The organism is [Ruminococcus] torques ATCC 27756, assembly GCF_000153925.1.
Taxonomy (GTDB): domain Bacteria; phylum Bacillota; class Clostridia; order Lachnospirales; family Lachnospiraceae; genus Mediterraneibacter; species Mediterraneibacter torques.
On record NZ_DS264345.1, the window covers coordinates 271503 to 285704 of the forward strand.

The following is a 14202-nucleotide window of genomic DNA, read 5'->3' on the forward strand; positions in this document are numbered from 1 at the left end:
TAAACAGATAGAGAAGTATAGATTGCTCTTTGTACCGGACTTTAGATAAGGTTAGGTTACTTTGAGATATCTGTGAGGAAGTCAGGTGAGAATCCTGCACAATACCCGTTGCTGTATTGGAGGAGCGGTATTCCATATTGCCACTGCGGAATAAGATTCTGTGGGAAGGCGGAATATTTGCATCGATCCCTAAGTCAGAATATTCACTTTCAAATGAGTCCGTAGATTACGGGATTATGATCAAGGAGAGGAAAAAACATGTCAAAAAAAGAAAAAATCTTACTAAAGGCATCTATCGTGTTTGCGGCGGTATTTGCCATAGTCCCGGCAGCGAATGCAATGCATATTATGGAAGGGTATCTTCCGGCTAAATACTGCGTTGCTTGGGGCGTCGTCTGCCTGCCGTTTCTGATTGCAGGATTTATTTCATTGAAAAACAAAGTAAAAGAAAATAGAAGAAATTTAACGCTGATCGCAATGTCGGGAGCGTTTATTTTCGTTATTTCATCGCTTAAGATCCCTTCTGTTACAGGGAGTTGTTCGCATATGACAGGAACAGGGCTCGGCGCGATTTTGTTTGGACCGGCATCTGTGAGCGTGCTCGGTGTCATTGTATTGCTTTTTCAGGCATTGCTTTTAGCTCACGGAGGTTTGACAACACTTGGAGCAAATACATTTTCCATGGCGATCGCAGGACCGGTCGTCTCTTTTGGAATTTATAAATTATGTCAGAAAATAAATGTAAACAGAAGAGTCGGTATTTTTTTGGCTGCATTTTTAGGAGATCTGTTTACATATTGTGTGACAAGTATCCAGCTTGCTTTTGCCTATCCGTCTGAAGCGGGAGGCGTCGGAGCGTCGGCTGTTAAGTTTCTCGGAGTATTTGCGCCTACACAGATTCCGCTTGCCGTGATAGAAGGTATCCTTACAGTTGTCATTGTGATAGGTCTGGAAACATATGCAAAACCGGAATTAAGAAGTATAGGATTTTTCAAAAATAAAAAGGGGGAGACACAAGATGAGTAAAAACAAAAAAACAGTGATTTTATTATTGATCGCCGCTGTTTTAATCGCCGTTGTTCCTCTTTTCGTTTTAAAAGAAGCAGAATTCGGCGGTTCTGATGATGCGGGAAGCGTGATGGTAGAAGAAATTCACGGAGAATATGAGCCGTGGTTTACTCCGGTTTTGGAGACTGCGTTAGACAGAGAACTGCCCGGAGAGATAGAAAGTCTTATTTTCTGTATTCAGACAGGGATAGGCGTGGGAATCATCGCATTTATAATGGGACGGTTCGTGGAACGTAAAAAATGGACGGATAGTCTGGGCGATAATGCTTTTGAAGTTTTGAGGGAAAAACAAAAGTCATAGGAGAATAAAAAGGAGCGATGAATGATCATTATAGATAAATTGTGTTACCGGTCAAAATTAAGATATGTCAGTGCGGCAGAGAAGTTACTGTATGCCGTTTCTTCTCTTATGATCTGTGTTTTGACCCGCTCCTATGCGGCGGCTTTGATCGTATTTATCGCAAATGGAATTTTGACGGTAGGAAAGGGGAAGATTCCTCTTTCCTGCTATGTTCGACTGCTGATGATTCCGATCGTATTTTTGATCGTCGGAACAGGAGCTGTTTTTTTAAATCTATCGAAAGTTCCTATGGATGCATTTGCCGTGCCGGTCGGGGAAATATATATAACGGCAAGCCGTGAATCGGCTTTTTGGGCAGTCAATTTATGTATCACGGCGCTGGCGGCAGTGACATGTCTTTATTTTCTGTCGTTGAACACAACGATGACAGATATACTGGGAGCGCTCAGGAAAATGCATATGCCGAGGCTTCTGATTGAGTTGATGATGTTGATCTATCGTTTTGTATTTATTCTTCTTCATACTGCGTCTGCAATTATGACAGCACAGGAGGCAAGACTTGGAAATAGAGATTATCGGACACAGCTTCGTGCATTCGGAAAGATGCTGACCGCTTTGTTCTTTATTTCTTTGAGAAAAGCAAATGCGCTGTATGATGCAATGGAAGCAAGAGGGTATGACGGAACAATCAATGTGCTAGAAAGGAACACTCCGGCGAAAAAGAAAGAAATGATATTGTTGGCTGTATTTGAGCTTGTTTTGATAATTGTAGCTGCGGCGGAACGGATGATATGATGGATAAAATGAAAGATATGAAAACAAAAAAGAGAACATTGAAAAAGGAAGAAAAAAAAGAATCAGAAACGGAATATGTGATTCGTGCAGAAAATGTAGATTATACATATGAGGGAAGTAAAATAAAGGCATTGGATCACTTGAGTTTGAACATTCGTAAAGGGAAAAAAGTCGCGGTTATGGGAGGAAACGGCTGCGGAAAATCTACTTTTTTTCTTTGCCTGAACGGGATCAGAAGACCGGAATCCGGAAGGATTTTTATAGATGGAAAACCGATCGAATATACAAAAAAAGGACTTTTAGATGTCAGACGAAAAGTCGGGATCGTATTTCAAAATCCGGATGAACAGCTTTTTTCTGCAAGTGTTTATGAGGAAATCTCTTTCGGGATATTGAACATGGGGGCGGATGAAGAAACTGCCGAAAAGGCGGTCAGACAGATAATCGAGGAACTGGGGCTTTCTGCGTTTCAGGAAGAGCCGACTCATGCTTTAAGCGGAGGACAGAAAAAACAGGTTGCGATTGCAGACATTCTGGTTATGCATCCTGAAGTGATGATTTTAGACGAACCTGCGGCGGCGCTTGATATGAAACATACGAAAAAAGTGAATGAGATGATCGAGAGGCTGACGGAAAAAGGAATTACGGTGCTGATCGCAACACATGATATAGAGTATGCCTGTGGATGGGCAGATGAGATTGTGCTTATGCATGAAGGAAAAGTGATACGCCATGCAGAGACGATGGAAATCTGTCAGGATGAGGAAGCGTTGAAAGAAGCAGAATTGGAAATACCGACAGTCATTCGTATGTATCGCAAATTAACAGAGAAAAAAATCTTATCAGACAAAGAAGAGCCTCCGCGCACATGGGAAGAACTGGAGTCAAGGCTTACTTGATCTGAAAAGTTTGAAATAGAAAACATCAAAGGGAATTTAAGAAAACAGGGAAATAATAAAATAAATAAAAATGAGAGGAGATGTAAAATGAAAAAAGGAATTCTGGCAGTCAGTTTCGGAACAAGTCATATTGACACGATGGAAAAGACGATTGACGTGCTCGAAAAGGAGTTTGCAAAAACGTTTGAAGAAGCTGTTGTATACAGGGCGTTTACAAGCAATATGATTATAAAAAAATTAAAGCGCACTGCAAATATAAAGGTGCAAACAGTAGGCGAAGCTTTAGAAAAAATGGCGGCAGATGGGATCGAAGAAGTTATCGTTCAGCCGACTCATGTGATCAACGGGATAGAAAATGACCGGATGCTGCAAGAAGTCATGGAACATATGCACCTGTTCCGAAAAGTATATGTAGGGAAACCGCTTCTTAGTTCTGTGGAAGATTATAAAAAAGCAATTCATGCCGTGATGGAAAAAACGGTGATCGGCGAAGATGAAATGCTCGTTCTGATGGGACACGGAACAGATCACCATGCAAATTCCGCATATCCTACGTTAGAGTATACGTTTCACTCGCTTGGATATCAGCAGGTTCTTGTCGGAACAGTGGAAAGCTTTCCTGATTTGAGAAATGTAATGGCAAAGCTGGAAATATCGGGCAGAAAAAAAGTCGTACTTATGCCGTTTATGTTTGTTGCCGGAGATCATGCAAAAAATGATATGGCAGGAGAAGAAGATTCATGGAAAAGCGAGCTGGAGGAAAAAGGATATGAAGTCCGGGTTATTTTAAAAGGACTCGGAGAATTTGAAGGAATCAGAAAAATATTCGCAGAACATATCGAAGAAGCGGAAATGTAAGAACAAGCTAAAAAGAATAAAATAAAAAACAGGAGGAAATACAAATGTTAGAAGCAGGAATGAAAGCGCCGGAGTTTGCATTGCCGGATCAGAACGGAAAGGTACACACATTGGAAGAATACAAAGGGAAGAAAGTGATCTTATATTTTTATCCGAGAGACAACACTCCGGGATGTACAAAACAGGCATGTGGTTTCGGAGAATTATATCCTGAATTTTCAGAAAAAGGAGCGGTTGTGCTTGGAGTAAGCAAGGATAGCGTCGCATCTCATAAGAAATTTGAAGAAAAATACGGTTTGCCCTTTACACTTCTTTCAGATACAGAGTTAACATGTATTCAGGCTTATGATGTATGGAAAGAAAAGAATATGTACGGAAAGAAAACAATGGGTGTTGTCCGCACTACTTATTTGATCGATGAAGAAGGTGTGATCGAGAAAGTGTTCGGTAAAGTAAAAGCGGCGGAAAATCCACGGCAGATGCTGGAAGAATTGTAAAGCATATCAGGAGAATAGCATAAAATGAAACAGGAGATCGGGAGGAACCGGTCGGGACTTCGGCTTGGATATACGACAGGAAGCTGTGCTGCCGCAGCGGCAAAAGCTGCTGTGGCGATGCTTCTTAAAGAAGAAGAGATTACTCATGTGAAACTGATCACTCCGAAAGGGATCGAGCTGTATTTGGAAGTAGAGTCAACGATCAGAACTGCGGATTATGTGCAGTGCGCTGTTGAAAAATACAGCGGCGATGATCCTGATGTGACAGATGGGATGAAAGTATACGCAAAAGCTGAGAAGATCGAGTCATTTTTAAAAGAGGAAGAAGCGGAAGAACGCTGTTTTGAAATCAAAGATCATATTGTTCTTGCCGGAGGAGAAGGAATCGGCCGGGTCACAAAAGCAGGATTAGAGCAGCAGACAGGCTTTCCCGCGATCAATAAAATACCTCGCAGGATGATTGCCGATGCGGTAGACGAAGAGTGCCGTCAATACAAGTACGGTGGGAAAATAAAGATTACGCTGTCTATTCCGGGCGGGGAGAAGATCGCAAAGAAGACGTTTAATCCGAGGCTTGGCATTGTAGGAGGCCTGTCTGTTCTTGGAACGACAGGCATCGTAGAGCCGATGAGTGAAAAAGCGCTGACTGATACGATATGGCTGGAAATGAAAATGTTAAAAGAGACAGGGTATGACAGGTGTTATGTTGTTCCGGGAAATTACGGAATGGATTTTTTACGTGAAGAACTCGGCGTGGACGAAGAAGTAACAGTAAAATGCAGTAACTATATCGGAGATACGATCGACGATGCAAAATTACTCGGGATGAAGGGAATTCTATTTATCGGTCATATCGGAAAATTTGTCAAACTGGCGGCAGGAGTAATGAATACCCATTCAAGACAGGCAGACTGCAGGATGGAAGTGTTGGCGGTACATGCGGCTTTAGAAGGGGCAGATTCGCATACGGTGCGTTCGGTCATGGACTGTGTGAATACATCGGAGGCATTAAGAGTACTCAAAGAATGCGGACTTCTCGAAAAAGTAATGGAAAGCGTAATGGAGAGAATAGAATTTTATCTGACAAACAGAGCAGGGGAAGCGTTGGATATTGCGGCTGTTGTTTTTTCAAATGAAGAAGGGGTTTTGGGGAAAACCTCGAAAGCAGACAGTCTGTTTGAGCAGACAAGTCGTTTTGTCAGGCAAAAGAAAGGAAGATAAAGAGGCTATGAAAGGAAAGTTTACAGGCGTTGGAGTTGGGCCGGGAGATCCGCAGCTTCTGACATTAAAAGCATTGCATGCGATACAAGAAAGTGATGTTGTCGCGATTCCCGTATCAGACAGCGGTTTGAAAAAGCCGGGTGAAAACGCAGATCCAAAATATATGCAGCAGTGTACGGCTTATCAGATCGTCAGACAAGTTTATTCGCAGATCGGGGAAAAAGAGGTGATCTTTCTGCCTATGCCGATGATCAAAGACAGGGAGAAACTGATAGAGATTCATGACGAAGACGCGGCGTTTACCGCAGAGAAGTTAAATGAAGGAAAGGATGTTGTGTTTCTTACGATCGGAGACCCGAGCATTTATTCTACCTGTATGTATATACACAAAAGACTGAAAAGGATGGGATATGAAACAGAGTTGATTCCCGGAATCCCTTCTTTTTGCGCGGCGGCGGCTCGCCTTGACATTTCCCTTTCAGAAAACAGCGATGAACTGCATATCATACCTGCTTCCTACGGAGTAGAAGAAAGTATGAGGCTGCAGGGAACGAAAGTATTTATGAAAAGCGGACGGAAAATGGCGGAAGTGAAACGTTTTCTTGTCGAGAACGCTTTAGAGGCAAAAATGGTGGAAAACTGTGGTATGGATTCGGAGAAGCTTTATTTTTCGACGGAAGAAATCCCCGAACAGGCGGGATATTATTCGTTGTTTATCATAAAAGATGAAAGCGAAACTCAGCGGAAAGATCGGAGAAAAGATTAAAAAAGTAAAGAGGCTAAGAAAGCGAAAGGAAAGAGAAAGATGGTCACATTTGTTGGAGCAGGTCCGGGTGCAAAAGATTTGATCACTGTGCGTGGACAACGCCTTTTAGAAGAGGCGGATATTGTTATTTACGCAGGATCGCTTGTGAACCCGAAACTTCTATATGGCTGTAAAGAAACGTGTGCAGTTTACAATAGTGCGAAGATGACACTGGAAGAAGTGCTGGAAGTGATAAAAGAAGGTGAGACTCAAAGAAAGAACATTGTCCGGCTTCATACAGGCGATCCTTGCCTGTACGGGGCGATCAAAGAGCAGATGGATGAGTTGGAAAGACTTGGGATCGGATACGAAGTGTGCCCCGGCGTCAGCTCTTTTTGCGCGGCAGCAGCTGCGCTCGATGCAGAATATACACTTCCGGGAATTTCACAGTCGGTTGTAATTACCCGTATGGCAGGAAGAACGCCGGTTCCTGAAAAGGAGTCGATCAGAAGTTTTGCGGCTCATGGCACAACAATGGTTATTTTTTTAAGCACAGGGATGCTAAAAGAACTTTCCGAAGAGCTGATCAGCGGAGGATATGAACAGGACACTCCTGCCGCGATCGTGTATAAGGCGTCATGGCCGGAGGAAAAAGTACTCAACTGTACGGTAAAAACATTGGCGCAGACTGCAAAAGAGGCAGGCGTAACGAAGACGGCGCTTATTGTAGTAGGCAGGGTTTTAGATGGAAAGTATGAACGGTCAAAATTATATGATCCGACATTTACAACAGAATTTCGGAAAGCATCTTCTCATGTTGGAAAGGCAGAAAAGGAGAATACTAAAGAATGAATAAAATATATGTTGTAGGACTCGGCCCGGGAGCAGGAGATCAGATGACAGTACAGGCAAAAAAAGTTCTTGACGCATGTCCGGTCATTATCGGATATACGGTATATATTGATCTTGTCCGTCCTTTATTTCCGGAAAAGCAGTTCTTGAGCACTCCGATGCGAAAAGAAGCCGACCGCTGTAAGATGGCGTTTGAGGAGGTAAAAAAAGGCGTTGACGTGGCAATGGTATGCAGCGGTGACAGCGGGATTTATGGAATGGCAGGTCTGATTTATGAGATCGGGAGAGATTACCCTGAGATCGGGATTGAGATTGTTCCCGGGATCACGGCGGCATCAGGAGGAGCAGCCGTTTTAGGCGCGCCGTTGATGCATGATTTTGCAGTGATCAGTTTAAGCGATCTCCTGACTCCGTGGGAGCTGATCGAGAAGAGACTTTGCGCCGCGGCAGAGGCTGATTTTGTAATCTGTCTTTATAATCCGTCCAGCAGGAAGAGAGCGGATTATCTTGAGAAAGCCTGTGAGATCATTCTAAAATCACGGTCGGAAGAGACGGTGTGCGGTCTTGTGAAAAATATAGGAAGAGAAGGCGAGTTATATGAGATCATGACTCTTAAAAAGCTGAAAACAACACAGGCAGATATGTTTACGACTGTTTATATCGGAAACTCAAATACGAAAGAGTTAAACGGGAAAATGGTAACTCCGAGAGGCTATAAAGATGTGTGATAAAAAAAGAAAAGTATCTTTGATCGGGATTGGGACAGGCGGAGTAAAAGAAATGACCGAAAGAGCGAAAGAAGAGATCCTTGCAAGCGATTGTCTGATCGGAGCTTCACGGATGCTTGAAAGCGCCGCATGTTTTTTAGAGCAGAAAAAAGATATAAAACGGCGGGATATGTTAAGTGAATATCGGTGGGACTTTATTTTTTCTTATGTAAAAGAGCATGAGGAGTGCAGCCGGACTGCGGTTTTGTTTTCCGGTGATATCGGGTTTTACAGCGGAGCAAAAAAACTGGAAGCGGCCCTTTTGCATTCAGAGATCGATTGTACGGTTGAATTGATTCCGGGGATTTCATCTGTTGTTTATTTTGCCGCAAAACTCGGTGTTTCATGGGACGATGCAAAGATCGTAAGTCTTCATGGAAATGAAACGCTGTTTATACAGACGGTAGATACGAACAGAAAAACGTTCTTTCTTCTTGGCGGAAAAGATGCGGGAGAACGACTGCTGAACGCACTTTTGGAGTATGGAATGGGAGAACTGTTCCTTTCGGTCGGAAGAGATCTTTCTTATGAAGATGAAAAGATCATAAGGAAAAAAGCGGCAGATTTTCAAATAGAAGAAGTGCGGGGGTTATGTACTGCATTGGTGGAAAATGAGAATCCGGCAAAGCGGCGTGGTCCGCATATCCGTGACGATGCGTTTGTCAGAGGAAAAGTTCCAATGACGAAAGAAGAAGTGCGCGCCGTCAGCATCGCCCGCATGGAGCTTACAGAAGATGCGGTTGTGTATGACGTCGGCGCCGGAACCGGCTCTGTATCTGTGGAGGCGGCTCTTTCAGGTGAGCAGATAAAAGTGTATGCCATTGAAAAGAATCCGGAGGCGGTGCTTCTTTTGGAAAAAAACAGGAGAAAATTCAGGACGGACGGAATCCGGATCATAGAAGGAAGCGCGCCGGAGGCGCTCGTGCATTTGGAACCGCCGACTCATCTGTTTATCGGAGGAAGTTCCGGTAATTTAAAAGAAATATTGACTGTTGTGAAACAGAAAAATCCAAATGTAAAGATTGTGATCAGCGCTATATCGCTTGAGACAGTCCGGGATGTGATGGACGCGGAAAAAGAAGGGTTACTGACCGATATGGAAGTTACACAGATATGTGCGTCGCGTTCTCGTGTTCTGGGGCAGTATCATATGATGACAGGAATGAATCCTGTCTATATTATTTCAGCAGGAGGAAAGGAAGATGGCTTCGGGAATTTTGATCACGGCGATCTCCAGCGGAAGCGGGAAAACAGCGGCGGCGTGCGCACTTATGGCGGCATATCAGGCTCAAAATAAAAAAGTATCATCCTGTAAATGCGGACCTGACTATATCGATCCGATGTTTCATAAAGAAGTGCTTGGCGTAGATTCAAAAAATCTGGATTTATTCTTTTCTTCGGAAGATGAGCTGAGAAAAGAATACGCAAAACATGCGGCAGATGCTGAACTTGTTATAACAGAAGGCGTGATGGGATATTATGATGGGATGAGACTGGATTCTGTTACGGCAAGCTCATATGATGTAGCAAGAACACTTGACATTCCCGCAGTATTGATTCTTCCTTGCAAAGGGGCGGCGCTTTCCCTTTGTGCTGTTGTCAGCGGGATTGTATCCTTTCAAAAAGACAGCAATATTCAGGGGATCATTTTAAACCGGGTGTCAAAAATGTTGTATCCCAGGTTGAAGAAAATGCTGGAAGATCATTTGAAATCAGAAGGGTATGATATTCCCGTATTAGGATACATTCCGCAGGATGAAGCGTTTTGTCTGGAAAGCCGTCATCTAGGCCTTGTTACTCCGCAGGAGATCTGTCATCTGAAAGAACAGATGACAAAGGCAGGAAATATTGTGACAGAGACGGTTGATCTTGACAGATTGTATCAGATCGCACAAGGGGAACAGAAAGCAAATAGCCCGGAAAAAGGGCAGATCAAGCAGAATATGCGAAACGGGCAGAGCCGGGAGCCGTTTCAATGCGATATGGAAAAGTATAAAAGCTCAGACGACGGCAAGGTTCGGGTCGGGGTAGCAAAGGATGCGGCGTTTTGTTTTTATTATAAAGAAAATTTAGAACTTCTGGAAGAAAGCGGAGCAGAACTTGTGTTTTTCAGTCCGTTGAGAGATCAAAAGATTCCCGAAAATATTTCCGGTTTGATTTTCGGGGGAGGTTACCCGGAACTTAACTGTAAGGAACTGTCCGAGAACAATTCTATGCGTCGGTCGGTAAAAGATGCGATCAGAAGCGGAATGCCCTGTCTGGCAGAGTGCGGCGGTTTTATGTATCTTCATGAGGAGATGGAAGATGAGAGGCATATTGTATGGGAGATGGCAGGAGTTTTGAACGGCAGGACTTATCCGGCGGGAAAGCTTGTGCGTTTCGGCTACGTGGAGTTAAGTCATGAAAAGGAACAAAAGGAAAGCTGTTATCTGAAACAAGGAGAAGTGATCAAAGGGCATGAGTTTCATTATTGGGACAGTTCGGATAACGGAGAAGGTTTAACAGCAGCGAAGCCGGATCGAAGAACGTCCTGGAAATGTGTTCATACAGAAGGCAGTTTGTTTGCGGGGTATCCTCATTTATATATGCCGTCCTGTCCGCAGTTTGCAAAGCGTTTTACAGATCAGTGCAGACTGTTTGCCAAAGAAAACGAAGCAAATAAGAAGAAGCAGAGAAGGAATCATATGTCAGAAGACAGGAAAAATATGAAAGAACAATCAGAACCGGAATTAGAAAAAGTGACAAAGCGGCTGAACGAATATCTTGAACAGATCTGTCCTCCGGATCAAAAGGCGGCGGCGCAGGCAAAAAAGCGATGGAAACAGATCGCAAAGCCTTTATTTAGTCTTGGGAAATTGGAGGATGCCGTCACGAAGATTGCGGGAATGAAAGGAAGTCCTGCGTACAGTTTGGACAAAAAAGGTCTTGTCATCATGTGTGCGGATAACGGAGTGGTAGAAGAAGGCGTTACACAGACCGGGCAGGAAGTGACGGCTGTTGTCGCCGAAAATTTTACAAAAAGCGAGACAAGTGTATGTAAGATGGCTCAAATCGCGGGAGTGGATCTGTTTCCGATCGATATCGGGATGGTGTCTGATGTGCCCGGTGTTACAAAGAAAGAATATAAAATTGCACCTGGTACAAAAAATATGACCCGGGAAGCAGCCATGACGAGGACGGAAGCAATCCGGGCAATCCTTACGGGAATTGAGATTGTGGGAATGTTGAAGTCGAAGTCATATGAAATTTTGGCAACAGGAGAAATGGGGATAGGAAATACGACGACGAGCAGTGCGGTTGCATCGGTATTGACGGATATTCCGGTAAAATTAATGACAGGAAGGGGAGCGGGACTTAGCGCAGACGGATTAAGACGAAAGATTGCCGCAATCGAAAGAGCAATATCGCTTCATGCCCCTGATCGGGGTGATCCCATCGATATAATCTCAAAAGTGGGCGGTTTTGACATTGCAGGTCTTACGGGCGTATTTCTCGGAGGAGCAATCTTTCGTATCCCGATCGTCATTGACGGTTTTATCTCTTCTGTGGCGGCGCTTTGTGCGGCTCGTCTTGTTCCTGACTGTATCGGTTATATGCTTCCTTCGCATTGTTCGGGCGAACCGGCGGCGTCAAAAGTATTGGATGAACTTGGACTATCGGCGCTGCTTGACTGCGGGATGTCTCTCGGAGAAGGAAGCGGAGCGGTCGCCGTAATGCCTCTTTTGGAAATGGGGTTGTCCGTATATAAAAGCATGAGTACGTTTGAGGAAATACGAGTAGAACAGTACGAAGAATTAAAGTAAGGGCAGGTGTGTTGTAAGAGTGGATAAGATGTATGAGGAGACAAAAAGAAAATGAATATGCTGAAATCTTTGATAATTGCATTGGCTATGTATTCAAAACTTCCTGTTCCGAATATAGATTGGGATGAAAAAAATATGAGGTATGCCATGTGTTTTTTCCCGGTCGTAGGGGTGATTATAGGAGCGCTGGTATTCGGCGCAGGTCAGCTGATTCTGCGATATACAGAGTGCGGAAAACTCTTTTTTGCGGCGGTAATGACGATGATACCGGTCGCTGTGACAGGGGGGATTCATTTGGATGGGTTTGCGGATACGATCGATGCCGTCAGTTCTTATAAAGACAGAGAGAAAAAATTAGAGATTTTGAAAGATCCTCATACAGGAGCGTTTGCAGTGATCGGTCTGTGCGCCTATTTTCTTATTACGGCAGCTCTTTGGAGTGAAGTGAATCTTAAAACGCTGTCTCTTGCCGTATGGATGTATCCGATATCGAGAGCGCTGAGCGGACTTTCAGTCGTAAGTTTCAGATCAGCGAAAAGCAGCGGCTTGTTGAGAACATTTCAAGAGAGGGCGGATAGGAAGAGGACGCGGATCGTCTTATCTATATGGCTTATGTCTTTGGCAGCAGGAGCAATCTATATTTTTCGTGTTCAGGGTGCAATAATTGTAACGGCCGCGCTGCTTGTATTTTTCTATTATTATAAAATGAGTTTTAAACAGTTCGGCGGAATTACCGGAGATTTGGCGGGATATTTTTTACAGATATGTGAACTCGTCATGCTGACTGTTGTCGCCTTTTTGGGAGGAATATGTTGAAAATCATGTTAATCCGGCATTTTGCTACGCCGGGAAATGAAAAAAGACAGTATATCGGAAGTACGGATGAAGTGTTGTCGGAAAAGACCGCTTTTTTAAAGCGGAGTTATCCCATACCGGAATATATTATCGCAAGCCCCATGAAACGTTGTGTACAAACGGCAAAGCGGATTTGGGGTACGGATTTATCAGGGTGTCCTATCGTTTTGGAACCTTTGATGAGAGAGTGTGATTTCGGACAGTTTGAAGGAAAAACATATGAGCAGCTGAAAAAGAACGCCGCTTATATAAAGTGGCTGAAAAGCGGAGGGATAACGGCGTTTCCGGGAGGAGAGGATCAGGAAGAATTCCGAAAGCGCTGTGTGGAAGGAATGAAAAAACAGGTCAGATTTTTGATTGCCCGACATGTGAAATATGCGGCGTTTGTCGTTCATGGCGGTACGATCATGGCGGTGATGCACGCTCTTTACGAAGAAAAAAAAGATTTTTATAACTGGCAGGTGGAGAATGGAAGCGGTTATCTTGTATCTGTATCGGAGAAGGAATGGGAGAATGGAATTGAACTGCTGAAAAATGCGGAGAAAAGGAGCGGAAGATGATGTCGTTGGCTGCTTGTGTGACCGGATTTTTTTTGGATCGTCTGTTTGGAGATCCGGTATGGCTGTATCATCCGGTGAGAATGATCGGAAATATGATTTCATTTTTGGAAAAGAGACTGAGAAAAGAAAATGATAAGAAAAATATGACGGCAGGAGGGGTCTTATGGATTATTGTAGCGATCCTTTCGTTTGGGATTCCGTTTGCGGGACTGAGGGTGGCGCAGAATATCCATCCGTTGATCTGCTTTTTCTTAGAGTCGTTTTGGTGCTATCAGATCTTTGCGGCAAAATCTCTGAGTGAAGAAAGCAAAAAAGTGTATTACTGTTTAAAGAGAAATGATATGAAGGAGGCGCGAAGAGCGGTTTCTATGATTGTCGGGAGAGATACGGAAAACCTGACCGAAGAAGGTGTGACAAAGGCTGCGGTTGAGACGGTAGCGGAAAATACATCTGACGGAGTGACAGCTCCTCTTCTTTATATGATGCTTGGAGGAGCGCCTCTTGGGTTTTTATATAAAGCGGTAAATACGATGGATTCTATGCTCGGGTATAAGAATGAAAAATATTTGTATTTCGGGAAAATACCGGCGAAGATGGATGATGTATTTAACTTTATTCCTGCCCGTGTGACGGCGATGTTTATGGTATGTGCAAGTTTTCTTGCGGGATTAGACGGGAAAAATGCATGGAGGATATATTTGCGTGACAGACGAAAACATGCAAGTCCTAATGCTGCCCAGACAGAATCGGTCTGTGCCGGAGCGCTTAGAATCCGGCTCGCCGGAGATGCAGTTTATTTTGGGAAAGTTTATAAAAAGGAGTTTATCGGAGATGATCTTCGTCCGATTGACCCGGAAGATATTATAAAAGCAGGGAGATTAATGTATGTTACGGCATTGTTAATGATGTTTGTTTTCGGAGGAATAAAATTATGCACTGTACTCATCATGTGATCTTTTGCCGGATTTTCGTCAGATAAGA

Annotated in this window: 15 protein-coding genes and 1 riboswitch; all 15 genes read left to right on the forward strand. The window is 43.7% G+C overall.

Annotated elements, in window-relative coordinates; translation table 11 throughout:
* Positions 1-31: 31 nt before the first annotated feature.
* Positions 32-225: riboswitch (cobalamin riboswitch) on the forward strand.
* A 33-nt stretch (positions 226-258) separates the two neighbouring features.
* The 15 genes from RUMTOR_RS02505 to cbiB all read left to right on the forward strand — a co-directional run bounded on the left by RUMTOR_RS02505 (position 259) and on the right by cbiB (position 14174).
* A complete protein-coding gene (locus tag RUMTOR_RS02505) occupies positions 259-1026 on the forward strand; it encodes an energy-coupling factor ABC transporter permease (RefSeq protein WP_004845487.1) in 768 nt (255 codons plus the stop codon).
* Complete coding sequence (locus RUMTOR_RS02510) at positions 1019-1369, forward strand: energy-coupling factor ABC transporter substrate-binding protein (protein WP_004845488.1); 351 nt, start codon at positions 1019-1021, stop codon at positions 1367-1369. Before RUMTOR_RS02505 ends, RUMTOR_RS02510 begins: the two co-directional genes overlap by 8 nt.
* A 21-nt stretch (positions 1370-1390) precedes the next feature.
* Positions 1391-2164 (forward strand): cobalt ECF transporter T component CbiQ, encoded by a 774-nt coding sequence (cbiQ, locus tag RUMTOR_RS02515; RefSeq protein WP_004845489.1) that lies wholly within the window; start codon positions 1391-1393, stop codon positions 2162-2164.
* On the forward strand, positions 2161-3063 hold the full coding sequence (locus tag RUMTOR_RS02520) for an energy-coupling factor ABC transporter ATP-binding protein (protein WP_004845490.1): 903 nt from the start codon (positions 2161-2163) through the stop codon (positions 3061-3063). The genes cbiQ and RUMTOR_RS02520 overlap by 4 nt, the downstream gene beginning before the upstream one ends.
* Positions 3064-3150: 87 nt before the next feature.
* Positions 3151-3921, forward strand: a complete 771-nt coding sequence (locus tag RUMTOR_RS02525) for a sirohydrochlorin cobaltochelatase (RefSeq protein WP_004845491.1) — start codon at positions 3151-3153, stop codon at positions 3919-3921.
* A 44-nt stretch (positions 3922-3965) separates the two neighbouring features.
* The gene (bcp, locus tag RUMTOR_RS02530; RefSeq protein WP_004845492.1) at positions 3966-4418 is read left to right on the forward strand and encodes a thioredoxin-dependent thiol peroxidase; all 453 of its coding nucleotides are present in this window, start codon (positions 3966-3968) and stop codon (positions 4416-4418) included.
* Between the two features lie 24 nt (positions 4419-4442).
* On the forward strand, positions 4443-5639 hold the full coding sequence (gene cbiD, locus RUMTOR_RS02535; protein ID WP_004845493.1) for a cobalt-precorrin-5B (C(1))-methyltransferase CbiD: 1197 nt from the start codon (positions 4443-4445) through the stop codon (positions 5637-5639).
* A gap of 7 nt (positions 5640-5646) precedes the next feature.
* Positions 5647-6405: a precorrin-2 C(20)-methyltransferase gene (gene cobI, locus RUMTOR_RS02540; RefSeq protein ID WP_004845494.1), complete on the forward strand. Its 759-nt coding sequence runs from the start codon at positions 5647-5649 to the stop codon at positions 6403-6405.
* A 39-nt stretch (positions 6406-6444) separates the two neighbouring features.
* Positions 6445-7236: a precorrin-4 C(11)-methyltransferase gene (cobM, locus tag RUMTOR_RS02545; RefSeq protein WP_004845497.1), complete on the forward strand. Its 792-nt coding sequence runs from the start codon at positions 6445-6447 to the stop codon at positions 7234-7236.
* Entirely contained in the window at positions 7233-7964 is a 732-nt protein-coding gene (cobJ, locus tag RUMTOR_RS02550; protein WP_004845498.1) for a precorrin-3B C(17)-methyltransferase, read from the forward strand. The genes cobM and cobJ overlap by 4 nt, the downstream gene beginning before the upstream one ends.
* Positions 7957-9300 carry a precorrin-6Y C5,15-methyltransferase (decarboxylating) subunit CbiT gene (cbiT, locus tag RUMTOR_RS02555; protein ID WP_004845500.1) on the forward strand — a complete coding sequence of 448 codons (1344 nt, stop codon included), beginning with the start codon at positions 7957-7959 and terminating at the stop codon, positions 9298-9300. The genes cobJ and cbiT overlap by 8 nt, the downstream gene beginning before the upstream one ends.
* Complete coding sequence (locus RUMTOR_RS13695; RefSeq protein ID WP_009321071.1) at positions 9206-11806, forward strand: cobyrinate a,c-diamide synthase; 2601 nt, start codon at positions 9206-9208, stop codon at positions 11804-11806. Before cbiT ends, RUMTOR_RS13695 begins: the two co-directional genes overlap by 95 nt.
* A gap of 51 nt (positions 11807-11857) precedes the next feature.
* Positions 11858-12622 carry an adenosylcobinamide-GDP ribazoletransferase gene (gene cobS / locus RUMTOR_RS02565; RefSeq protein ID WP_004845502.1) on the forward strand — a complete coding sequence of 255 codons (765 nt, stop codon included), beginning with the start codon at positions 11858-11860 and terminating at the stop codon, positions 12620-12622.
* A complete protein-coding gene (locus tag RUMTOR_RS02570; RefSeq protein ID WP_004845503.1) occupies positions 12616-13221 on the forward strand; it encodes a histidine phosphatase family protein in 606 nt (201 codons plus the stop codon). The genes cobS and RUMTOR_RS02570 overlap by 7 nt, the downstream gene beginning before the upstream one ends.
* Positions 13218-14174 (forward strand): adenosylcobinamide-phosphate synthase CbiB, encoded by a 957-nt coding sequence (cbiB, locus tag RUMTOR_RS02575; RefSeq protein ID WP_004845504.1) that lies wholly within the window; start codon positions 13218-13220, stop codon positions 14172-14174. Before RUMTOR_RS02570 ends, cbiB begins: the two co-directional genes overlap by 4 nt.
* Positions 14175-14202: the final 28 nt, after the last annotated feature.

Coding starts and splice junctions, on each gene's coding strand:
- RUMTOR_RS02505 (WP_004845487.1), top strand. CDS start 259: ATGTCAAAAAAAGAAAAAATCTTACTAAAGGCATCTATCGTGTTTGCG.
- RUMTOR_RS02510 (WP_004845488.1), top strand. CDS start 1,019: ATGAGTAAAAACAAAAAAACAGTGATTTTATTATTGATCGCCGCTGTT.
- cbiQ (WP_004845489.1), top strand. CDS start 1,391: ATGATCATTATAGATAAATTGTGTTACCGGTCAAAATTAAGATATGTC.
- RUMTOR_RS02520 (WP_004845490.1), top strand. CDS start 2,161: ATGATGGATAAAATGAAAGATATGAAAACAAAAAAGAGAACATTGAAA.
- RUMTOR_RS02525 (WP_004845491.1), top strand. CDS start 3,151: ATGAAAAAAGGAATTCTGGCAGTCAGTTTCGGAACAAGTCATATTGAC.
- bcp (WP_004845492.1), top strand. CDS start 3,966: ATGTTAGAAGCAGGAATGAAAGCGCCGGAGTTTGCATTGCCGGATCAG.
- cbiD (WP_004845493.1), top strand. CDS start 4,443: ATGAAACAGGAGATCGGGAGGAACCGGTCGGGACTTCGGCTTGGATAT.
- cobI (WP_004845494.1), top strand. CDS start 5,647: ATGAAAGGAAAGTTTACAGGCGTTGGAGTTGGGCCGGGAGATCCGCAG.
- cobM (WP_004845497.1), top strand. CDS start 6,445: ATGGTCACATTTGTTGGAGCAGGTCCGGGTGCAAAAGATTTGATCACT.
- cobJ (WP_004845498.1), top strand. CDS start 7,233: ATGAATAAAATATATGTTGTAGGACTCGGCCCGGGAGCAGGAGATCAG.
- cbiT (WP_004845500.1), top strand. CDS start 7,957: ATGTGTGATAAAAAAAGAAAAGTATCTTTGATCGGGATTGGGACAGGC.
- RUMTOR_RS13695 (WP_009321071.1), top strand. CDS start 9,206: ATGGCTTCGGGAATTTTGATCACGGCGATCTCCAGCGGAAGCGGGAAA.
- cobS (WP_004845502.1), top strand. CDS start 11,858: ATGAATATGCTGAAATCTTTGATAATTGCATTGGCTATGTATTCAAAA.
- RUMTOR_RS02570 (WP_004845503.1), top strand. CDS start 12,616: ATGTTGAAAATCATGTTAATCCGGCATTTTGCTACGCCGGGAAATGAA.
- cbiB (WP_004845504.1), top strand. CDS start 13,218: ATGATGTCGTTGGCTGCTTGTGTGACCGGATTTTTTTTGGATCGTCTG.